21 protein-coding genes are annotated in these 21,674 nt (G+C 35.0%); all 21 read right to left on the bottom strand.

The window, feature by feature from the left end:
- Positions 1 to 93 precede the first annotated feature (93 nt).
- Positions 94 to 1,701 carry a gliding motility protein RemB gene (locus P0Y49_00770; GenBank protein WEK19688.1) on the bottom strand — a complete coding sequence of 536 codons (1,608 nt, stop codon included), beginning with the start codon at positions 1,699 to 1,701 and terminating at the stop codon, positions 94 to 96.
- Positions 1,702 to 1,703: 2 nt separating this feature from the next.
- Entirely contained in the window at positions 1,704 to 3,656 is a 1,953-nt protein-coding gene (locus P0Y49_00765) for a nucleoside-diphosphate sugar epimerase/dehydratase (GenBank protein ID WEK19687.1), read from the bottom strand.
- 99 nt (positions 3,657 to 3,755) lie between these two features.
- Positions 3,756 to 4,709 (bottom strand): glycosyltransferase family 4 protein, encoded by a 954-nt coding sequence (locus tag P0Y49_00760; protein WEK19686.1) that lies wholly within the window; start codon positions 4,707 to 4,709, stop codon positions 3,756 to 3,758.
- A 24-nt stretch (positions 4,710 to 4,733) separates the two neighbouring features.
- The gene (locus tag P0Y49_00755; protein WEK19685.1) at positions 4,734 to 5,636 is read right to left on the bottom strand and encodes an NAD-dependent epimerase/dehydratase family protein; all 903 of its coding nucleotides are present in this window, start codon (positions 5,634 to 5,636) and stop codon (positions 4,734 to 4,736) included.
- 2 nt (positions 5,637 to 5,638) lie between these two features.
- A complete protein-coding gene (locus P0Y49_00750; GenBank protein ID WEK19684.1) occupies positions 5,639 to 6,853 on the bottom strand; it encodes a glycosyltransferase family 4 protein in 1,215 nt (404 codons plus the stop codon).
- Positions 6,854 to 6,862: 9 nt separating this feature from the next.
- On the bottom strand, positions 6,863 to 7,732 hold the full coding sequence (locus tag P0Y49_00745; protein ID WEK19683.1) for an SDR family oxidoreductase: 870 nt from the start codon (positions 7,730 to 7,732) through the stop codon (positions 6,863 to 6,865).
- Positions 7,720 to 8,838 (bottom strand): UDP-N-acetylglucosamine 2-epimerase (non-hydrolyzing), encoded by a 1,119-nt coding sequence (wecB, locus tag P0Y49_00740; protein ID WEK19682.1) that lies wholly within the window; start codon positions 8,836 to 8,838, stop codon positions 7,720 to 7,722. The genes P0Y49_00745 and wecB overlap by 13 nt, the downstream gene beginning before the upstream one ends.
- A 92-nt stretch (positions 8,839 to 8,930) precedes the next feature.
- Positions 8,931 to 9,299 (bottom strand): hypothetical protein, encoded by a 369-nt coding sequence (locus tag P0Y49_00735; GenBank protein ID WEK19681.1) that lies wholly within the window; start codon positions 9,297 to 9,299, stop codon positions 8,931 to 8,933.
- Positions 9,300 to 9,319: 20 nt separating this feature from the next.
- Positions 9,320 to 10,360, bottom strand: a complete 1,041-nt coding sequence (locus tag P0Y49_00730; protein ID WEK19680.1) for a polysaccharide biosynthesis protein — start codon at positions 10,358 to 10,360, stop codon at positions 9,320 to 9,322.
- The gene (locus P0Y49_00725; GenBank protein ID WEK19679.1) at positions 10,347 to 11,594 is read right to left on the bottom strand and encodes an O-antigen ligase; all 1,248 of its coding nucleotides are present in this window, start codon (positions 11,592 to 11,594) and stop codon (positions 10,347 to 10,349) included. Before P0Y49_00725 ends, P0Y49_00730 begins: the two co-directional genes overlap by 14 nt.
- 1 nt (position 11,595) lies before the next feature.
- A complete protein-coding gene (locus P0Y49_00720) occupies positions 11,596 to 12,531 on the bottom strand; it encodes a glycosyltransferase family A protein (GenBank protein WEK19678.1) in 936 nt (311 codons plus the stop codon).
- A complete protein-coding gene (locus P0Y49_00715) occupies positions 12,515 to 12,973 on the bottom strand; it encodes a dTDP-4-dehydrorhamnose 3,5-epimerase family protein (GenBank protein WEK19677.1) in 459 nt (152 codons plus the stop codon). The genes P0Y49_00720 and P0Y49_00715 overlap by 17 nt, the downstream gene beginning before the upstream one ends.
- Positions 12,973 to 14,070, bottom strand: a complete 1,098-nt coding sequence (gene rfbG / locus P0Y49_00710) for a CDP-glucose 4,6-dehydratase (protein ID WEK19676.1) — start codon at positions 14,068 to 14,070, stop codon at positions 12,973 to 12,975. The genes P0Y49_00715 and rfbG overlap by 1 nt, the downstream gene beginning before the upstream one ends.
- A gap of 3 nt (positions 14,071 to 14,073) precedes the next feature.
- Positions 14,074 to 14,847: a glucose-1-phosphate cytidylyltransferase gene (gene rfbF / locus P0Y49_00705; protein WEK19675.1), complete on the bottom strand. Its 774-nt coding sequence runs from the start codon at positions 14,845 to 14,847 to the stop codon at positions 14,074 to 14,076.
- A complete protein-coding gene (locus P0Y49_00700; GenBank protein WEK19674.1) occupies positions 14,844 to 15,974 on the bottom strand; it encodes a DegT/DnrJ/EryC1/StrS family aminotransferase in 1,131 nt (376 codons plus the stop codon). Before P0Y49_00700 ends, rfbF begins: the two co-directional genes overlap by 4 nt.
- Before the next feature lies 1 nt (position 15,975).
- A complete protein-coding gene (locus tag P0Y49_00695; GenBank protein ID WEK19673.1) occupies positions 15,976 to 17,247 on the bottom strand; it encodes a hypothetical protein in 1,272 nt (423 codons plus the stop codon).
- Between the two features lie 50 nt (positions 17,248 to 17,297).
- Positions 17,298 to 18,431 carry a DegT/DnrJ/EryC1/StrS family aminotransferase gene (locus tag P0Y49_00690; GenBank protein ID WEK19672.1) on the bottom strand — a complete coding sequence of 378 codons (1,134 nt, stop codon included), beginning with the start codon at positions 18,429 to 18,431 and terminating at the stop codon, positions 17,298 to 17,300.
- A 1-nt stretch (position 18,432) separates the two neighbouring features.
- Positions 18,433 to 19,422 carry an SDR family NAD(P)-dependent oxidoreductase gene (locus tag P0Y49_00685; GenBank protein ID WEK19671.1) on the bottom strand — a complete coding sequence of 330 codons (990 nt, stop codon included), beginning with the start codon at positions 19,420 to 19,422 and terminating at the stop codon, positions 18,433 to 18,435.
- A 31-nt stretch (positions 19,423 to 19,453) separates the two neighbouring features.
- A complete protein-coding gene (locus tag P0Y49_00680; protein WEK19670.1) occupies positions 19,454 to 20,074 on the bottom strand; it encodes an acetyltransferase in 621 nt (206 codons plus the stop codon).
- Positions 20,067 to 21,170 (bottom strand): DegT/DnrJ/EryC1/StrS family aminotransferase, encoded by a 1,104-nt coding sequence (locus P0Y49_00675; protein WEK19669.1) that lies wholly within the window; start codon positions 21,168 to 21,170, stop codon positions 20,067 to 20,069. Before P0Y49_00675 ends, P0Y49_00680 begins: the two co-directional genes overlap by 8 nt.
- A 9-nt stretch (positions 21,171 to 21,179) precedes the next feature.
- Complete coding sequence (locus tag P0Y49_00670; GenBank protein WEK19668.1) at positions 21,180 to 21,668, bottom strand: acyltransferase; 489 nt, start codon at positions 21,666 to 21,668, stop codon at positions 21,180 to 21,182.
- Between the last annotated feature and the right edge of the window lie 6 nt (positions 21,669 to 21,674).

The raw sequence follows: 21,674 nt of genomic DNA, 5'->3' as shown, positions 1-21,674 counted from the left end.
TTATAAGTATACTTATAACTTTCACCAAAAAAGGCAAAAATTATAAGTATGATTATAATTCTTATACATTATCGGCTTGAAAATGTAGGGTAATTAAAAATCCTGATACAGGTTTCTGAACGTACTCCGTAAGCCAAAAGTAAACAATGCAGTATTTGTGTTCCCAATTACATTTGTTTCCTTTCTCCATATCCCCCCTACCTCTAAGCGCAAATTATATTTTGGATTGATCAGATAAGCGACTTTTCCTTCTGCAAAATAAAGGTTAGTACCTATCCCCTGACCAATATGACTGCCATACTCTACAGATCTAGTAGCGTAGCTCTTAAAAATATCTTTGCCATAATTCATACCATCCGGATCAAGACCATATCTGGCATACATCAGCTGCCCCTGCAGATCAAATCTTTTATAGCTATAATTTAAAATCCCCAATACTTCTCTAAAATTCGCGCCCATTGGATGCGCCAATGGTTGATTCATCTCAGCATAATTAGACACTCTATCAAAATGGGCATATGTATAAGGTCTTGCCGTATTGAACTCTGCCAGATAATTCAGGTTTTCTACTTTAAACAAATCTGATCCCCTAAAACCAAGTTGCAACGCCCATTTATTTGCCCAATAACCTTTATTGCTAAAAAACTCCTTAGCCGTAAATTCATCAATCATAAACTGGCTATATACCGTTGTTTTATTCAGAACCTCATATTTGGTATTGATTCCTAAACGCATTTTGTCAGGAGAGGTGGTATTGGCACCTTCTACCGACCTTAAGAAGATGAATGGGTGGACATAGTTAAAATCAAACCCTCGCTTGCCTTCAGGCTCCGCATCAGCCCAGGTTACGGCCTGAAAAAAGCCAATAGAAAAGCGATTGGTAGCATTCCAATCTACATAATGCATGGCTGCCCATTTACCCCTATCACCTAAGCGTCTATCTTCGGTCAGTCTTTCTGCTCCGGGGTCCAGCATATAACCAAATATAGTCTGGTACTGCACGTTACCCAAAGTAGCTCGTACCCTTAAAAAAGAATAGTTAGCTGCTAAATCAGACAACAACATCGAACGATACCCATCACCAATAAAGTTTTTATCGTATCCTAAAGCAATATTCAAATGCTTATTAGGTGTATAAGACAACAAAGCAGTTACATAGGCCCAATCTTTTGTTTTCTTATCCAACTTACCAGTCATCTCACTAGGCACTACACCATTGGCATTGATAAAATCAGTAATGTAATTCGCAAACACACCCTGATTTTCAAAACCATTGGTATAAAAAGAGAATTTATCTCCAACTGTGCCTCCTATCTGAAAGCCACGAGTGTTTTTCCACACAGTCGTATTGTTCTTAAAATCGCGACCTATCAACAAGTCAGGGAGATAATCTGCATAAACTGTATAATCATCCCCTTTAAAATTCAACAAATGTTCTTCAGTGAGTTTTCTACGAACCCATGAACGTTTGTTTAAGGAATCTACTCCCATTTGCATTAAATCCTGGTACCGGTTTACCAGCAAAGAGTCATCGGCATAAAAACCTTTAATAGCAGAATGTGAACGGTTGTTTACATCATATACTGATTTATTCAGCTTCTGATAAAATTGATAAGAATAAGGGATGTTTACATTAGGTGTCTGGGCCTTTAAACCATTAAAAGCTAAAGCTAGCGCACCTAGCAATAAGTATTTCTTCATTTTTAGGGATTTTCCTCTACCTGTACCGGGGCATCTAATTCTTCATAAATAGAATTATTACTGATAAACTCTGGTACAATAACTTTCATTTGTTTAACCACCTGTCTTGTATTATTCGAGGCAGCATGAACTAGCAATTGGTAGATTTGGGCTTCAATATCATTAAATATATATTCTCTTACCTGTCCAATCATAATTTTCTCATGATGGGTAGGTATAGTATTCTCACTATCGTTTAGCAGTTCTTCAAACAATTTTTCCCCAGGTCTTAAACCGGAATAAGAAATTTTGATATCCTGATTAGGTACCAAACCTGCTAAACGGATCATTTTCTTGGCCAACTCAACAATCTTTACGGATTTACCCATATCGAAGATGTAAATCTCTCCACCTTTCCCCATACAGCCTGCCTCAAGCACCAAGCGACAAGCTTCAGGTATAGTCATAAAATAACGCGTAATTTCAGGATGCGTTACGGTGACCGGCCCACCATTTTCTATCTGCTGCTTAAAGCGAGGGATTACAGAACCATTGGAACCCAATACATTTCCAAACCTTGTAGTGATGAATTTCGTTATTGGTTTTACATTGTTATCATTTAAATAACTTAGACCATTGGTAAAGATCAAATCCGGATTATTTAATGAATTGTTCAATGATTGTACATAAATCTCTGCAATTCGCTTAGATGCGCCCATAACATTGGTCGGATTTACTGCTTTATCTGTAGATATCATCACGAACTTTTGCACACCATATTTAACGGATAAATCAGCGATGGTCTTAGTGCCCATCACATTCGTTTTTATGGCTTCTGCAGGATTACCTTCCATCAAAGGAACATGCTTATAGGCAGCGGCATGATAAACATAATGTGGTTTATAAGTATCAAACAAATGCTGCATACGTTTCTGATCTTTAACATCGCCAACAAAAGCATGGAAATTGGCTTTTGTATGGTGCTCCTCCAGCTCAAGATAAATATGATGCAGGGCAGTTTCACTCTGATCACAAAGGATAATCAATCCACTTTCGAATTTCAATAGTTGCCTTACAATCTCGCTACCAATAGAACCAGCGGCCCCCGTTATTAAAATCCGTTTACCTTTCAACTGATTTTGAATACCCTCAATATCAATCTCAATGGTCTTTCTATTGAGCAGATCTTCAATATTAATATTCTGAATTTGTGCTGTTGTTACCTCACCTCTAGCCCAAACCTCTGGTGATGGAATATTTAAAATCTTAACTTCATTTTCCAGACAAACATCTACCACCTGGTTTTTACGCTCCAAAGGGATCGTGTACGAAGCAAAGATGATTTCATCTACTTCATGTTTCACAATCAGATGCTCCAGTTGATTTGCATCTAGTATTCTTACCCCATCAATTGTTTTTCCAACTTTACGCAAATCATCATCTACAAAAGCGATAATTGTTTTATTGACTTTTGCATCATGGTCAAAAGTTCGTTTTGTAGCCACTCCTGCTTCACCAGCGCCATAAATGATAATTCTTCGCTTATCCAGATTGGCATTCTTAATGTACATAAAAAAGTACTTTACAATTACTCTATAGGTAATCAGTAACAGAAAACTAAATAAAGTATATATAACGATAACCACATTGCTCACCACATGCTCACCAGTTATTACAATAGCAATTGCATGTGCAAAAAATAGAATTAAAGAGCTAAGAATTACTGCAAATAGAATTCGAAATGAATCCTGGGCTGAAGTATATCTTACAATGCCAGCAAATGTTTTCACACTATAAAATACCAGTGAGTTGATAATCACCACCATCACCACTGCTTTATAAAAAGCAAGGAAATCTATCCCATCGATTTTAAAATTGTGCTGCAAAATAATTGAAAATAGCAGCGCGAAGATGCTTAAGCAAATATCAATGGTAAAAATAATCCAGCGAGATACAATTTGTAGTTTTGTAAACATACACATTACGTTAAAATGGCCTCAACAAAACTAACAATAATTAAACCAAAAAGGAATCTATGTTTTTATTGGTCACCTAATAAAAACACAGATCGCTTGTTAATCAATCTTAAACATCAATTTTGGCTTCAAATAAATATAAACCAGCGCCAAAGGCACCGTAGTTAATAGAAATAAAAACCCAAAATTAAGTGGCACTAAAACAACTATAATCACAATAACCAGTTGTATCACTGCATAAATTGATGAAACCCAAATATGTTCCCAATTTTGGTCGTTGGCCAGAATCTGGTAAAAATGCAGACGATGCGCTTCAAATATATTCTCTTTAAGCATCAATCGATGAATAATGGTAAAGACTGCATCAACACCATACACCGTAAGGAACAGAATGTAAGTATAATTTCCTGTTTGGATGATGAGCTTTAAAAGCAGGAAAACAATCCAAAATGCAATGGTTACACTTCCAACATCTCCAGCAAAACACTTTGCCTTTCTGCGGAAGTTAAAAAACAAAAAGACCAAACTAGCAAGAATCGGTAACCAGATCATATCTGACTCAATAAATTCGACAATATTATAATTTACATATTGCAATCCTCCTAGTACAACCAGGCTATATACACCAGTAATCCCATTAATTCCATCCATGAAATTATAGGCATTGATAATTCCAATAACAAAGATGTAAAGAATTATACTCATCCAAATTGGGAAGATCTGAAATATATTTAAAAAGATAAAGAGCAAAGTAACAGCAGTCAAATGGAAAAAAAATCTGATTTTATTGGATAAGGAAATCCTATCGTCAATAAAACTGATGGTTCCGATGAGCAGCATCCCGAGAACAGGCAACCAGAATTCAGTATGAAGTATCACTGCAAGCAATCCCGCAAAAACATAAATGATTCCTCCTCCCCGAATCGTAATTTCAGTATGTGAACTTCTCTCATTGGGATGGTCAATGATATTATAATGATCTGCAATGCGGAAATAAATCAGCATAACTGCAAATAATGAAATTGTAATTATAAGTGTTAGGAATATTGACATAAAAAAATTAAACCATATAATAAATTAACATTGAATTTTAAACCCGTTTAAAACCGGTGTTGGATTCCATTGAAAAGATTCGACAGCTTTCGTATCGTCAAATGTTAAATCACTAGTGATCTTAACTAATTTATTACTATTTATTGGAGCATTTTTTCCTAATATATCTCCAATTCTTGCCAAACCTTGTGCCATCCATAACGGTATATTAAATGGTTTTGATTTCCCCAATTGATTAGATATACTTTCTGATAATTCTGAAAAGCTAGGATGACATCGATCTGTTAAATTATAAATACCTCCAATTTTAGCAACCAAAGTTATAATAGATGCAACATCTTCTGCAAGAACAACACTTTTTCGAGCTTTTCCGCCAGCAATATCAAAGTAATATCCTTTAGCAATCCCCCTTATCATGGATCTCAAATTTCCAGGAGGATTTGATCCTGCGAGTAATGGAAGGCGGAGAACTGTACAAATTATATTATGTTGATTACACCAGTCCTGGATGGTTCGCTCAGCTAAAATCTTGCTTAATCCATAAGCATCCTTTGCTAGAAGAGCGGATTCTTCATTGATTAAATTTGCTGTTACTCTCCCATATACCGCTACTGTGCTTATAAACACGAAATATTTAGGTCTCGATCTCATTAGCTCAAGGGCTTTTAAAAGATTTTTCGTACCTGTAACGTTAACGTGAAAGAAAGACTCCTCATCTTTGGTCGTTTTAGGTACAATATGGGCCTTTCCGCTACAATGAATTATGCAACTGAAATCATCCTTTAGTTCAGGAATACTCAATGACAGATCACAAAGAATATCATTTTTTATGCCCCGACCTAAAGTTCTTACAAAACAATCACTTGAAGTTAATGACCTTATGATAAACTTTCCTAAAAAACCAGTAGCTCCTGTTAGTAAAACCATACTTAATAGTTCTGCAATATGTTATTGTATTGTTCCAAGACTAAACTCTTTGTGAATTTATTTTCTACCACTAATCGGGCATGAATGCCCTTTTCTTTAATCTGATCAATATCCGACATATTAAGATTTTTCAAGAACAACTCTATTTTATCTAAATCGTCCCAAGTAAAAGCCCACCCTATTTTATGCTCGGTTATATACCGAGATACTTCCGAATTGTAATCTCCAATATACAATACGGGTTTTCCAGCTGCAAAAATGTTATAAACTTTTGAAGGAACCCCTAATCCATACATTCCCTCGCTTAATGTAACTAAACCAATATCACATGCGTTCAGAAATCTATTTTGTTCAGACCTAGGCTTTGAATCAATAAATTTTACTGAAGCTCTGTAATTTTCAGGTTTCATTTCCAATAATTTATCTTTAAAGGCACCATCTCCAATGATAACGAATGCCAATAAAGGGTGATCCACTTTTAAAAAGACCTCCATAAATCGATCTAATCCCTGAACCCGCCCAATATTTCCTGCAAATTCCAAAACAATTTTATTTGCAAAATTCTCTTCAAAATACTCATCTCTATCTATAGATTGAGGATAAACATCCTTATGATCAGCCCAATTTGTTATCACCGAAATCGGCATAGATGACCTAACTTTTGAGGTGAATATGTCTTTCATGTCACTACCACATGCAATTAGATGATCAGCCTGGTTGTAACAACAATTAAATAATTTCAACAACACCTTATATAAAAAAGAATTTCGGCTAATAATTCCAGTGACAGCTAGGTTCTCAGGAAAGATGTCATGTAGAATTATAAACATTCTAAATCTTTTTATCTTTTTAATCATTGCAACCAAAATGACTAAAGTTGGAGGATTAGTAACAAGGATTATCGTATCATCTTTTTTAACTTTAAATAGAATCTTCCAAGATAAACTTATCGTGACAATGACAAAGCCCAAAATCCGAAGAAATAAGTTGTTTTTATTCCAACTAGGGGAATTAACTCTGTGAATCTTAATCCTTTCATCTATCTCGAGAGCATTGGAAAGTGCTTCAGAGTGATAAGAAGCTGAGCCGCAAATTACATTTACCTCACCAATATTTAAAATTTGCTCCGCTATCTTGGTCATAACAAATCCTGTTGAGGTTTCATCGGGATAAAACAACTGAGATACAATCCAATATTTTCTTGGAGCTGAATTCATAATTACAATTTAAAACTTATAATGTGAGTATAAATCATTGAATTTTAACATCCACTCTTTCATTTCTTCTATCATCAATTCGTAAGACGGCACGAAGTGTTTGAAGGTATCATCGGTTTTGAGTAGTGATTTATCTACTTTATAATCGTCATACGGCTCGATTGTGATATCATTTTTGTGAAAAACAATCCTGAATATATTAGTTAGATCATATTTATTGATTTTCATTCCATTCACAAGGTGATGTAGCCCGGTTAAATTCTGATTAATAGCAGCCACAATAGCTTTGGCTAATTGAATTGTGGTAACTCCTGTCCAGAAAGCCTGTCGATAGCCTTTTATTTGTCCACTCTGTTGCATAAACCAATTAAACAATCCGATACCATCAGATTTCAGCTCAGGCCCTATAATTGAGGTTCTTATTGTTAGATTATTTCCATAGGCTATTTCGCCAAGAGCTTTGCTCTGTGCATAAAATCCAATTCCATCCTTTTCACTTGTTTCATCATATCCCCCCTTTTTTCCATTAAATACACAATCAGTGCTGATATGAATTACTCTAAATCTTAATTCATTGCCACATTTAGCCAAAAAATGAGGAAAATAACTGTTGAGCAGAACAGCTTTATCTGGATGATCTTCCGCATCCTTATTTAAAACACCAATACAATTAATTACATAGTTAGGTCTCTCTTTTTCAAAAACTTTGCTCAATGCAAAGAAGTCTGTTATATCCAATTCATAATTGGGGATATGGAATTCAGATCTACGTGCGATGTCAATAACATCAAATGCCGTATTAATTTTTAGAAAATTATAAATGACATGCCCAGCCATCCCCTTTGATCCAATGATCAATACTTTTTTCACTTGTTCCATGTAACGCGGTTGACAATTGAGGTATAACTTTGAATGGCTCTAACCACTCGGTCAGATGTATTTATCACTTTGTATTCCCATGGCAGGTCGGGTTGATCATGCTGAGTTCCCTTTACAAGCTCGATTGATTGTAAAATCTGGTCAGGTGTAATACCGCCAAGCACAATTGTCCCTGCGTCAATGGCCTCTGGCCGCTCTGTGCTGGTCCTAATACTAATGGCAGGGAAATTCATCATTGCAGACTCTTCACTTATTGTTCCGCTATCTGATAGAACTATAAAAGAATCTTGTTGAAGTCTCACATAGTCAAAAAAACCTAATGGTGCCACATTAAAGATCAATTTATTAAACTTAATATTTTTTTCCCGAATTCTTTTTTGAGTCCTTGGATGGGTAGAAAAAATTACCGACATTTGATATTTTTCGGCGACCATATTCAAACTATTAGCAAGGGCTTCAAAATGGTCTTTAAGATCAATATTTTCCTCGCGATGAGCACTGACCACAATGTACTTACCCTTTTGCAAGGATAATTTATTCAAAACATCAGAAGATTCAATCTGGATAGTATACCTAGACAATACTTCTCTTAATGGAGATCCTGTTACGAAAACATGATCTTTTCTGAAACCTTCACTTAAAAGATATCGTCGACTATGTTCAGTATACGTTAAATTGATGTCACTAATATGATCAGAAATTTTTCTATTAATCTCCTCAGGTACATTTTGATCAAAACACCTATTCCCAGCCTCCATATGAAATATTGGAATTTTTAAGCGCTTTGCAGATATTGTGCATAAAACACTATTTGTATCCCCCAATACGAGCAGGGCATCTGGCATCTCATCTTTAAGCACCTCATATGATTTTGCTATAACATTCCCAATCGTTTCACCAAGATGTTTCCCAGCAACATCCAAAAAGTAATCTGGTTTTCTTAACTCCAAATCCTCAAAAAATATTTCATTGAGCTCATAATCATAGTTTTGACCAGTATGTATTAAAATGTGATCGAAAAAAGAATCACACTTTTTAATACACTCAGCTAACCTGATTATTTCAGGTCTTGTGCCCACTATGGTTGCTACTTTTATTTTTTTCATATTGCAAATAATAGGAATTTATTCCTTATTAAATTATTACCATTTATACCATAAACTCTTATCGAATCTAAAATCATCATTTCTTGACTCTTCTAAAGAAAAATCGGAAAAACAATCATTTTTGAATTCGGCTCAACCGCATTAAAGCCTGAAACATAGCCACCAGGCAAGCAAATTATTTTATTTTCTTTCTCGCTTAAGATAAATTCATGATAAGGGAGTTTAACTGAGGGGTTCAGCCAATTATCAGGTTGTATAAATACGAATTTAAAAGAGCCTGAAGTTACAAAAAACCACTTTCGTTCTCTCTGATGTCCCTGCCAGGCTCCTACAACCGATACATCATGATGTGCAATGCTATAAATACGCTTTACACTCTCTAAATCAAATTCATTAAAATGACTTACTTTACCTCTAAAATCCTCATGCGTCTTTCCTTTTATAACATTTATCTCTACCATATCCTGTAAATGACAATATCCTATCCGAAATATTGATTAACATCTATTTCCCCGAAAATTTCCTTTCTAATATATGGTAATTTAGTAAGCAACAGTTTCATACCCTCAATGTCCTTTTGCTGGGTATTGTGCGAATGATAGTCTTCAACTTTGGACATATCCTGTTCTCCTTCTGAAAAATATTGATTATAGTTTAAATCCCTATTATCGGCAGGAATACGGTAAAACTCTCCCATATCTTCCGCTTTAAGCATTTCCTCCCTGGTGCATAATGTTTCATATAATTTTTCACCATGACGGGTACCAATAATTTTAATTTCGTTAGTTGATCCACAAAGTTCTTTTAAAGCTTGAGCTAAATCTCCAATCGTTCCGGCAGGAGCTTTATTTACAAATAAATCTCCTTGCCCACCATGTTCAAATGCAAATAGAACGAGATCTACAGCTTCGTCCAGTGACATTAAGAATCTAGTCATTCGAGGATCTGTAATTGTAATGCTTTCCCCGCTTTTTATTTGCTGTAAAAATAATGGAATAACAGATCCTCTCGAAGCCATTACATTTCCATATCGTGTAAGACATACCGTTGTAGCATTAGCAGTAATATTTCTCGAAGCGGCAATAGCAACTTTTTCCATTAGTGCTTTTGAAATTCCCATGGCATTAATAGGATATGCGGCCTTGTCAGTACTTAAGCAAATCACTTTAGTCACCTTATTAACTACGGCTGCATCTATAACGTTTTGAGTTCCAAAAACGTTTGTTTTAGTCGCTTCTAAGGGAAAGAATTCACAAGATGGAACTTGTTTTAATGCTGCCGCATGAAAAACATAATCCACACCACGCATTGCCTGCTCAATACTGGTATAATCCCTAACATCACCAATATAAAATTTCAATTTAGGATTATTAAGAGCCACACGCATGTCATGCTGTTTTTTTTCATCTCTTGAAAAAATTCGAATTTCTTTAAAATGATCGGTATTCAGGAATCTACTTAAAACCGCATTTCCAAAAGACCCAGTACCTCCGGTAATTAATAGAATTTTATTTTTGAGCATATATTTTTTTCTTTGTTTTACTATATAACAAATAATTAATAAATAGGCCTAATAACACTTGAAAAACCGTCACTAAGCTAAAAAAGAAGTCTGTAAATACGCACAAGGCAAGCGCATAAAACAAACATGAAAAAGCCAACATACTTCCAATTTCAAATTGGCGTGCAGAAAAAAAAAATCTCAATATGATGACCTGAATAATTCCACCTATTATTAATGCACCGTATATTCCAAAATCTTTTAAATAATTAGCAAAGTAACTTGACACGTTAAAAGCTTCATCATACAATTCAACTGAATATTTTTCGTCTTCCTGCACATAGATTCGATCCCGGATCACAGAAGGGATTAAGCTCGCAGTTGTATATCTTAAATTATACTTAGGTTCAACTTTATCTATATTCCAAACGATGTTGTTAATTGGTGTCGTTAAATACAAATATACCCAAACAAATCCCGTTGGGATATAATCAGAGACATCTTTATACTCATCCTTTATGAAATTGTCAGTAAATTTAGTTTCGGAGACTTCTCCCCTGTTATCTCCTATAAAGCCAAATATGTATATAAAAGCAAATACATAACCTACTGTTTTTAAAATCCTTGTAAGGTTTAACTTAAAAAAAATCAAATAAATACAAAAAACTTCTATCAAGGCCCAAAGTATTAGAGCTCTCGACATTAACAGAACTGGCCATAGCAAAAAAACTACTATATAAAGCAGGTATTTTCTTCTCTTTTCGCTATAATAGAGGATTGCATAAGAAGATACAATTGTTAAATAACAAGCGTTTAAAAATCCATGTACTGTTGGCAATCCAAACGCTTTATAATCTAAATCATATTGGCCTAATATAACAACTGATATTAATGGAATACCTTTAAAATAAACTATTTCAAAAAAAGTAAAAATGAGCCATATTGTTGTAAGTATTCGGATAATATTTTTAAAATAATCAATCTTGGAAGCCGGATTTTTTTGCGGGAAGGGCATTTTTAAGTTGCTTACAACATTAGATCCAAATAATCCTTGTATAGACATGTAAAGATAAATCATCCATATACTTAGAACAGAACCAGATATTAATACTATAGTCTTTTCATTTAGTCCAATAATGTTATTAGTAAACTCTAAAGAATAAAGGATAAAGCTAAATATCCACAATAATGTATATATTATTGTGGGATTCGCTAAATCAATCTTAAAATTTGAAAAATAACCCTTTCGTCCCATATCACGTTCTGTTCCTAAATTTTAAATGAACTAAATCCCATAAACGTTTGGGCGTTAAAGTTAAAAGAGTTAGAGCAAAATAACTCTTACTAACAAAACTTGTTGGCACCATCATTTTAAAAGCTTTAAACTTCTGGTTGCTAGAAATCAGCCACCGTGTATCGTAGTAATTTGCCCGGGCATAGGCCTCCTGAAAGCCTTTTTTATGTTCCGATAGTAATTCAGGGTTATTTTTAAGAATTCGATTTAAGGTATAGCGTCTTTCATAACCAAGCTTGTGCAGACTTTTTGATGTCAGAGAATTTTCATGTACCCTATACTTGGCCAAAATCGCTTTTATAACACCTATTTCATAAATACTTGCAAGTTGCATAAATAAGCAGTATTCCTCTGAAGCAGTTATTTCGGAATCAAATTTCAGTCCAGACTCCCTTAATAGAGGCATACTAATCATACTTGTTAATATATTCACATCATATTGAAAGAGTAATTGATCTAAAATAAAGCCGCTATCATATTTATTTAATACATTTCTGAAATGCTGACCATTTAAAAAAACTTCCTCAATACTACCGTAGCATAATATGTATTGTGGATTCCTTTCCATCAGATCAACCTGCATTTCCAATTTATCATTTAACCATATATCATCACAGTCAATAAAGCATATATATTTCCCCTCTGCCTTTTCGACAGCATAATTTCTCGCTTGTCCAAGTGGTTTGTTCTCTTCTGCCTTATAGTATTTTAGCTTTTCTCCATAGGAGGTTGCGATTTGGGCACTATAATCCGTCGAACAATTATCCCAAAAAATAATTTCCCAGTTAGTATAAGTTTGAGAAAATACAGAATCAATTGCTTCCTTTAAATATTCTTCGCCATTGTAACAATTAATAATTACGCTAACCAATGGTAATTTGTTATTTACTCCAGTCATATTTTATTAAACTTGTATCCAGAGGTAAATTCTCTGATTCTCCATAAAAATGAGTTTGGTCAATTATATTTGCCAATAAAGCAAAATTCTTAGATACACATTTAAAACTATACCACAGACCAGGAGGCATGCTTAAAAGAGAATAATTTAAATCATCGTTCAAAATAATTTCATCTATACAACCCTCGCTAACCGACCCTGCCCTATTGTCATATATCACTAATTTTATCGCGCCATACGGTACGCAAAAATTTTGATACACGCTTCTATGCAACTTCCATCCCTTAATAACGCCTTCATTTATTTTAGAATAATAGGCTTCTCCAAAGCCTTTAAAAGAAGGGTCCGTCGATCGCAAGTAATGAAATACAGCTCCCCGTTCGTCACGAATCTGTTTTAAACCGGAAATGATTAAACCGTCAATTGTCAATCCTTTATCCATTATTTCAATGCCCAGAGAATATTCTGTTCCTTCGCCTTTTTTGTATAAAAATTTATTTGCTCGTTGGTATATTCAAAAACATTTAAACCTTTTTGATAGAAATTCAAATACCATTCTGTAGTAAATTCAATCGTTTCTTCAAATCCCATCGTAGGATACCATTTTAACATGATATTAGCTTTATCACAGCTAAGCTTTAACAGATTCGATTCCTTCTTCCCGTCATCCACATTTTCGTTAATCCAACCTGGAGAATTAACCCAAAGTTCTTTCATCTCATCGAGTAATTCACCAACATTTTTGTTAACATGTGAATCAGGCCCAAAATTAAACGCCTGATTGCGATATGATGAACTCTCGTTATATAATTCCGCTCCCAGACATAAATATCCGCTTAGAGGCTCTAAAACATGCTGCCATGGTCTGGTACTATTAGGGTTCCTGATTTCAACTGTTATATTTTCAGACCAGGAACGAACAATGTCTGGTACAATCCTATCTTTAGCCCAATCTCCTCCACCTATTACATTACCAGCTCTCGCCGTAGCAATATTAGGATATCCGGATTTAAAAAAAGAATGCATGTAAGACTTAGAGATTAATTCTGCAGCTCCTTTAGATCCACTATACGGATCTTCCCCGCCTAATTTATCATCTTCCCGATAACCATATACCCATTCTACATTGTCGTAACATTTGTCGCTAGTAATAATAACCCCTACTTTTATGACATCCTTCATTTGCTTAATGACTTCCAAAACATTAAGGGTACCCAACATGTTTACCTCGAAAGTTTCCTTGGGATCCGAATATGACTCTCTTACCAGAGGTTGAGCGGCAAGATGAAAGATAAACTCCGGCCTAAATTCATCACAAACTTTCTTAAAGCTGTCGTAATCACGTATATCCCCCAAATAATGCTTAATCTTCGTATCAAGTCCTAGCTCTTCAAAATGCGAAGGTGAGCTAGGTAAGCCAACAGAATAACCTGCTACATCAGCTTCAAGATTTAAAAGCCATGTTGTCAGCCATGATCCTTTAAATCCTGTATGACCTGTAATTAATACTTTTTTATTTTTATATATTTCTCCAAACATTATCTACCATTTTTTCCAAGGAGCTGTCTTTTCAGCCCAAATTTCATTCAAATTATCTCTATCTCTTATTGTATCCATGCAGTGCCAAAAACCATCGTGTCTATACGCCACTAACTCATTATCCTTCGACAGGTTTTCTAAAGGATCTCTTTCTAAAATTGTCTGATCATCTTTCAAATAGTCAAACACCCTATAATCAAAAACAAAATACCCTCCATTAATCCATCCCTCTCCAACCTGAGGTTTCTCTTTGAACTCCAAAATATGTCCTGAATCTTCCATCAGTATAGACCCAAAGCGAGCCGGTGGCCGTACGGCTGTCAAGGTAGCGATTTTCCCATGAGACTTATGAAAATCGACTAGTTTTGAAATGTCTATATCTGCTACACCATCCCCGTAAGTAAGCATGAAAGTCTCACCTGGCTGGAAAAGTTTTTTAAGATTGAGCAACCGACCACCAGTCATACTATTTGCCCCTGTTTCATGTAACCCAACGGTCCAGTCCTCTGATTGATCATTTTCAAATTTTAAATCACCTGTTTTCAAACTGACGATCATATCGCTTTTATGGAGCTTATAATTGAGGAAAAATTCTTTAATAACATCTCCTTTATAACCCAGGGCAACAGCAAAATCATTAAAACCATATGCCGCATAAGTTTTCATAATATGCCATAAAATAGGCATACCACCAATCTCAACCATTGGTTTTGGTTTTAAGGTAGTTTCTTCGCTTAAACGAGTCCCAAGACCTCCAGCTAACAAAATTGTTTTCATTTATTAGTTAAGTAATTATTTATAATTAAGCATATTTCCTGTACATCTGCTGAATCCAATTCAGGGTGCAAAGGCAATGTAAGGATCTCACCGTATAATTTTTCAGTAACAGGTAGTTTTACACCTGAATTATCATAAAATGATAACAAGTGGTTCGGCTTATAATGAACTCCAGTTTGTATTTGGATACTTTCAAGATGTTGCTTTAAATCATCTCTTTTTCCATCCAAAACCCTTATACAAAAAATATGAGGGATAATATCAGAAGTATCAAGGAAACTTTGTAGTACAATATTACGATTACCTGAGAGTAGGCTGCGATATTCGGCAAATAATTTTCTCCGTTTTGGAGCAAACTCAGCCTCAAACCTGTTTAATTGAACCCGACCAATTGCAGCAAAAATATTGCTCATATGATACCTATACCCCTGCCTTTTAACATCAAAGTCCCAACTCCGTTGACCAGCATATCTCTTAGCCGAATCGTTTTCTATTCCAAGCAGGCGCGCATCTTTAACTATTGAAAGAACTTCTTTATCCGATGTAATCAGAGCTCCTCCTTCTCCTGAAGTAATGTTTTTTATTCCATCAAAAGAAAAGCATACAATATCACCAAAAGAACCGATTTTTTTTGACTTGTAAGTACAGCCAAAAGCATGTGCCGCATCTTCAATAACCCTTAGCCCCTTTTCTTTCGCAAAATTATATATGTTATCAAGATTAGCTGGATTACTGGCGTAGTGAACTGCCATTATAGCTTTAGTTTTTGGAGTTATTCTCTTTTCCGCATCCTCTAAATCCAATGTAAAAGTATCTTCATATATATCACATGAAACTGGAATAATCCCTGAAGCAGAGATAGCTTGATAAGACGCTAAAAATGTAAACGAGGGGACTAAAATTTCATCTCCTCTTTCCATTATAGATTCAACAGCAAGATGCAGTGCGGATGTTCCCGTATTTACGCAAACTACATTTCCCACTGGAATTTCTAAGTAATCTGCTATATCCTTTTCAAAAAAACCTACTTCCGCTCCCATGCCCAAATAGCCATCCTCAACAATTATTTTTGAAACGGCCTCTGCTTCTTTAATACCTACTACTGATTTTGACAATCGTTTTATCATCTTATACCTTATAATATCGCTTTTGAAATTTCTTTAAATATAATAAATAAAGCCTCCTTATAACACTCAGGCTTTTAAGGTCTGCTGGTATTTCAGTGTAATAATAATGGTTATTTTTAATCAATTCTATTAGTTTTGCTGTAATCTTCTCCACCGAATGATTTTTCATATAATATTCTAATACCTCATTTGATTTTATCAAATAATGATATTTCATTTCAAAAATCATATTCTTTAAAGAAACGTTATCTGGCACAAAATCAATCGCAGTAATTGGATGCCCTAAATCAAATCCGGTGGCATGTTGTAGATAGCGGAAGTTGTAATCACCAACAATTTTCGAATAGGAATAATCCAACAACACAACAGGAAGCCCTAACCTTGCTCCATCTAAAGCCGAAGTTCCCATAGCAAATAAGCAATGTATATTCTTTTCCAAATATAGATCAACATCCGCTTTTGAAAGGGACCCAATATTTTTCAGACAGAAGAACTCATTGTCACCATCAAATTCAATTGAATTTCCATATTCGCCATCTCCTATAATATGAAAATTTATCCGGAGCCCCTCATTAGTTGCAATCTGTTTTATCTTTTTTATGCTGTAATTCAAAATGCTGATTTTAAAATCGGCAATTCTTCCTAGCCAAGCAATTTCCATGCATTGTTTAACTTCTTGGCTTTTTCCTTTTAATCTTTCAGCATTATATAATGAATTTCCAGTTCCTAAATTAGGCAGATATACAGGTTTGACATTCTGTGAGCCACCTAAATATTTCTGCGTAGTTTTAAATATAATCTCTGTCATGAAGGCTATAGCCCCCCTTGAAATTAGTTCTTCGGTCCATTTTGAAAGTATTATATTTTTTTTATAATCAAATACCCTAAGCAAATTATAGATTACACTACTTTTCTCCTGCAAGCGCCGAACAGCGCCAATTCTTGATAAATTGGGCACCAAATTATATTCAAAAGCTGCCCACTCAAATATCCTCACGGATTTCCCTATTTTAAGCTCATTCCTAAGCTTATACGGTAGTCCTGCCTGTAATATCAGAAATGTATCTAAATCTAAATTACAAGGCTCAAAATCTTTAAATTCTATAAAATTAAGGTTGTCATGCTTTATGCAACTCCTTATTAAAGCTCCGTCTTTATAATCAATAATATTGACTTTAATGTCCGTTGTGCTCAGTAAATAGTTTGCAACATTTGAAAACAGAACCGGAATTCCACTTATATATGGATAGGGGAAGAAAAAAGTTATGTTCATTTTGTTAATCGAGCATGTGAAGTCAGACATTCATATTTATACAACAAATATTAATTCCCTAACAGAGCGTTTCTTAATTCAAGTATTACTGTGTCAATATCTTCTTGTTTCATTGGAACAAATAGCGGGATAATAATGCTATTATCAGACGCGTTTTCCGAAATGGGGAGAGATAGATTGCTACATTTTTCATGATAAGCAACTTCCCTATGTATAGTCATTACACCTCGTCTAGTTGCAATCCCTTTATCAAGCAAACACTGCATTAATTCATTACGAGCTATCAAGCAATTATCTTTCAAATAAATGCTAAAAGATTGATAGTTGCTAAAAAACCCGTCTTGTTCATATGGAAGCCTAATTGATTCAATATCCTTAAAGGCTTCTAAATATTGAAAGGCAATTTCTCTCCTTTGACTAACAATATCATCTAATTTTTCCAACTGTTTAATTCCTACAGCGGCTTGAATATCAGTTAACCGATAATTATACGCTAATTCTACGTGTTCTTCAAAAAGAACATTTTTAGACTCATGCCTAACCCGATCATTTATTGACATTCCATGCTGACGTAACAATTTAAGGCGATCGTAATAATCTTTTCTATTTGTAGTTATCATACCCCCATCTCCGGTAGTAATAACTTTTCTAGGATGGAAAGAAAAACAAACTAGTTCGGAATGACTTCCTATTTTTTCCCCTTTATAAGCCGATCCAATAGCACAAGCCGCATCTTCAATCAACTTTAAATTATACTTTTCGCATAACTCTTTAAAAGCATCAATATCAACAGGCAGTCCTATTTGATGAACAATTAAAACAGCTTTGGTTTTAGGAGTAATTTTACGTTCAACATCCTTAACATCAATATTATAAGTTAATGGATCAACTTCTGCGAAAACAGGTATAGCTCCAACATATTGAATGCAATTGGCTGAAGCTATATAGCTCAACGAAGGACAAATAACTTCATCTCCCTTTTCCACTCCCGCTACAATCATTGATAAGTGAAGAGCTGTCGTACAATTTGATACCGCTACTGCATACTTTGCATTGGTATATTTTGCAAATTTCTCCTCAAAATCCAGAACTTTTGGCCCCTGAGTAATCCAGCCTGTTAAAATGGTATCGTAAGCGGATTGAGCTTCTTCGACTGTTAAATATGGTTTTGCTATAGGTATCATATTAATTCCAATTTGTATCTTTTACCTCCGATAGAAGGTTTTTATTTACCGATAATTCGCTATAATATTTAATTGTGTTCACTAATCCCTCTTTGAAGGAAAATTTGGGGGTATAATTTACCAATTGCTTGAACTTAGTGTTATTAACCCATAACCTCGGAACATCTGCAGGCCTGTCGGGCAAAAATCTTATACCTAAACTTTCCTTATCCATTTCCAAAAGTAATTGTTCAATCAATTCCTTCATTGAAATTTCCTCTCCGGTCCCAATATTCATCGTAACACCTATAAGGTTATCCCTTAATGGAATTAGAGATGCCAGAGTAGCAGCTGTATCTTTTACATAATAGAAATCCCTTGTGATATTACCAACACCAAAAACTATAGGTTGCTCATTATTTAATATCCGTACTATTGAGCGTGGTATAACCTCTCCTGCATCTCCTTCATAATGGGCCCTTGGCCCATAATTATTAAAAATCCTTAAAACAGTTGAGTTAAGCCCAAAGCATTCTCTATAAGAATGCGCGTAATGCTCACCAACAAGTTTAGAAGAGCCATATACTGTAAGTGGTATAGTAGCCGAATTCTCATTTATGGGAAAACTAGTTGTTTTTCCGTAAATCTCTGATGTTGAAATATAAAAGAAATGCTGAACTTTATTAACCGATGCTGCCTGTAGCATATTTAATGTGCCTTCGGCATTAACCCTGTGGTTTTCAAATGGACTATGCAAAGAATGACGGACACCCAAACATGCCAAATGAAATACATAATCTACCCCTTCACAAGCCTTTTCACAACTTTCCTGAGAAAGAATATCCCCATTAATGAAATTAAATTTTTCACTTTCAAACGCATTTTTAAGATTATCCAGTTTACCGTTTGCTAAGTTATCAACAACTGTCACAAAATAGCCAAGGTCAATCAAATGATCTACCAAATGAGATCCTATAAAACCAGCGCCTCCTGTAACAAGTATATGTTCCATTTTTTTCATATTAATTTTATTAAAAATAAAGTTATTCAATTAAACGAGCTGGATTACCTACAGCTTTGGATTTTACATCTAGGGACCTAATTACATTACTTCCCATTCCGATTAGTGTTTGAGCACCAATATTAACATTGTTAATGATACTTGTTCCACTTCCAATATAACACGAATCCCCTATTTTAGTATTGCCGGCAATTGTAACATTAGAACCAATCAATGAGTAATTTCCAATTGAAGAATCATGATGTATCACTGTATTTGGCAATACACACACATGATTGCCAATAGCAGCATTACTTGTAATAACAACTCCGGCCATTAAAAGAACGTTGAAGCCTATACTCGAAAGTTTAGACACACTTGCGCCTGGATGTATAACCCTCGCAAATCTATCTGATCTGATTTTAAGGGATTTAATTATTCTTTCCCTCTCGCTATAACTGGTAGGACTCCCAGGAACGGCTAATACAAATGCTTCGGGATACTTGTCAATAAGTTCTCTTGAATAAACTTTAAAATACTGATTCTCGATACCCTGTTTTTCTTTCAGATCATCAGCAAACCCTATTAATTCATATTGCCCTTGAATGCAGTCTAGTGCTTCAAGCCCGTTCCCATTAAAGGGAAATATGATCAGTTTATCCATTATAACTATTTACAACTTCTATCACCTTTAAAACATCTTCATCTGTTAGTTCTGCAAACATCGGAAGCGAGACGCAGTGACTTGCTAAATACTCTGAATTAGGAAAATCACCCTCCTTGTAGTCCAAATTGCTGTAAGCTTTTTGCAGATGACAAGGAACAGGATAATGGAAAGCCGCATCAATACCATTAACATCTAAATGCTTAACAAATTTATCTTTATTTTCTGTCGTGACAACAAAAATATGGTAAACGCCATCAGCCCATTCGGGCTTCAACTGCATTTTTATTTTAGGGTTATTAATACCTTGTTGATATTTTGTGGCGACTTCCCTTCTTCTATTATTCCACTCGTCAAGGTATTTTAACTTTACAGACAAGGAAGCACCTTCAAGTCCTCCCATTCTAAAATTATATCCTATTTCATCATGATAATACCGCACTGAACAGCCATGATTTCTTAGTGAGTGTAAATGTGTTTTGTAAGCCTGGTTATTAGTAGTAATACCTCCAGCCTCTCCACATGCTCCTAAATTTTTTCCCGGATAAAAGCTGTAGCAGGCTATATCCCCAAAAGTTCCTACAGTTTTTCCTTTGTACCAGGCTCCCTGAGCCTGGGCTGCATCTTCAACTAAAAAAATATTATGTTTATCACAGATTGCTTTTACCGCGTCAATATCAAAAGGCTGTCCATACAGGTGTACACCAATTACCGCTTTAGTTTTCGACGTAATTGCTTCTTCTATCTTGCTGGCATCAATTTCCCAGGTATCCGCATCACAATCAACAAAGACAGGAGTTGCCCCAACATGTGATGCCCCCCATGCAGTTGCAATAAAAGTATTAGCCGGCATAATGACCTCATCACCAGGTCCAATATTTAGTGTTAACATAGCCAACTGCAATGCAGTAGTGCCATTACTCACTCCTATAGCATATTCCGCACCGATATAAGTAGCAAATAAATCTTCAAATTCCTGAACAAATGGTCCTCCAGAAAATGCCGTTTTAGCATAAACTTTTTCAAATGCTTCAAAGATTTCACTTTTTATTTTTTGATGTTGACCTTGAAGATCAAGACAAGGGATTCTTTTCATCTCTTTATTCTAAATTTCTTTAATAATTTTAGCGGGATTTCCAGCTACAACAGAGTTAGCTGGTACATCACGAACTACAACGGCGCCAGCTCCGACCAGTGAATTTTCGCCTATCGTGATTCCACATAGTATAGTAGCATTACTACCTATTGATGCCCCCTTTTTTACAAATGTTTCTATTAAATTCCAATCCGTTTCGGATTGTGGTGTTCCATCTGAATTTGTTGCTCGTGGAAATAGGTCATTTGTAAACATCACACCATGTCCTATAAAGCAATTATCTTCTATATGCACGCCTTCACAGATAAAACTATGACTAGAAATCTTACAATTTTTTCCAATAGAAGCTCCTTTTTGGATTTCCACGAAGGCTCCAACCTTTGTCCCATCAGCAATGCTACATCCGTATGCATTAACAAAATTGAAAATTTTAACATCTTTTCCAACTTTGACATTATTTAAACTCTGTTTATCGTTATTCAGGGTTAAGTTTTCCATTCTAAA

Source organism: Candidatus Pedobacter colombiensis (assembly GCA_029202485.1).
GTDB classification, from domain to species: Bacteria; Bacteroidota; Bacteroidia; order Sphingobacteriales; family Sphingobacteriaceae; genus Pedobacter; species Pedobacter colombiensis.
This window is presented reverse-complemented; position numbering and strand designations above follow the sequence as displayed.

Bases quoted from the DNA above. Each gene is read 5' to 3' on its own strand.
- P0Y49_00770 (WEK19688.1), bottom strand. From the start codon at position 1,701: ATGAAGAAATACTTATTGCTAGGTGCGCTAGCTTTAGCTTTTAATGGT.
- P0Y49_00765 (WEK19687.1), bottom strand. From the start codon at position 3,656: ATGTTTACAAAACTACAAATTGTATCTCGCTGGATTATTTTTACCATT.
- P0Y49_00760 (WEK19686.1), bottom strand. From the start codon at position 4,709: ATGTCAATATTCCTAACACTTATAATTACAATTTCATTATTTGCAGTT.
- P0Y49_00755 (WEK19685.1), bottom strand. From the start codon at position 5,636: ATGGTTTTACTAACAGGAGCTACTGGTTTTTTAGGAAAGTTTATCATA.
- P0Y49_00750 (WEK19684.1), bottom strand. From the start codon at position 6,853: ATGAATTCAGCTCCAAGAAAATATTGGATTGTATCTCAGTTGTTTTAT.
- P0Y49_00745 (WEK19683.1), bottom strand. From the start codon at position 7,732: ATGGAACAAGTGAAAAAAGTATTGATCATTGGATCAAAGGGGATGGCT.
- wecB (WEK19682.1), bottom strand. From the start codon at position 8,838: ATGAAAAAAATAAAAGTAGCAACCATAGTGGGCACAAGACCTGAAATA.
- P0Y49_00735 (WEK19681.1), bottom strand. From the start codon at position 9,299: ATGGTAGAGATAAATGTTATAAAAGGAAAGACGCATGAGGATTTTAGA.
- P0Y49_00730 (WEK19680.1), bottom strand. From the start codon at position 10,360: ATGCTCAAAAATAAAATTCTATTAATTACCGGAGGTACTGGGTCTTTT.
- P0Y49_00725 (WEK19679.1), bottom strand. From the start codon at position 11,594: ATGGGACGAAAGGGTTATTTTTCAAATTTTAAGATTGATTTAGCGAAT.
- P0Y49_00720 (WEK19678.1), bottom strand. From the start codon at position 12,531: ATGACTGGAGTAAATAACAAATTACCATTGGTTAGCGTAATTATTAAT.
- P0Y49_00715 (WEK19677.1), bottom strand. From the start codon at position 12,973: ATGGATAAAGGATTGACAATTGACGGTTTAATCATTTCCGGTTTAAAA.
- rfbG (WEK19676.1), bottom strand. From the start codon at position 14,070: ATGTTTGGAGAAATATATAAAAATAAAAAAGTATTAATTACAGGTCAT.
- rfbF (WEK19675.1), bottom strand. From the start codon at position 14,847: ATGAAAACAATTTTGTTAGCTGGAGGTCTTGGGACTCGTTTAAGCGAA.
- P0Y49_00700 (WEK19674.1), bottom strand. From the start codon at position 15,974: ATGATAAAACGATTGTCAAAATCAGTAGTAGGTATTAAAGAAGCAGAG.
- P0Y49_00695 (WEK19673.1), bottom strand. From the start codon at position 17,247: ATGAACATAACTTTTTTCTTCCCCTATCCATATATAAGTGGAATTCCG.
- P0Y49_00690 (WEK19672.1), bottom strand. From the start codon at position 18,431: ATGATACCTATAGCAAAACCATATTTAACAGTCGAAGAAGCTCAATCC.
- P0Y49_00685 (WEK19671.1), bottom strand. From the start codon at position 19,422: ATGGAACATATACTTGTTACAGGAGGCGCTGGTTTTATAGGATCTCAT.
- P0Y49_00680 (WEK19670.1), bottom strand. From the start codon at position 20,074: ATGGATAAACTGATCATATTTCCCTTTAATGGGAACGGGCTTGAAGCA.
- P0Y49_00675 (WEK19669.1), bottom strand. From the start codon at position 21,170: ATGAAAAGAATCCCTTGTCTTGATCTTCAAGGTCAACATCAAAAAATA.
- P0Y49_00670 (WEK19668.1), bottom strand. From the start codon at position 21,668: ATGGAAAACTTAACCCTGAATAACGATAAACAGAGTTTAAATAATGTC.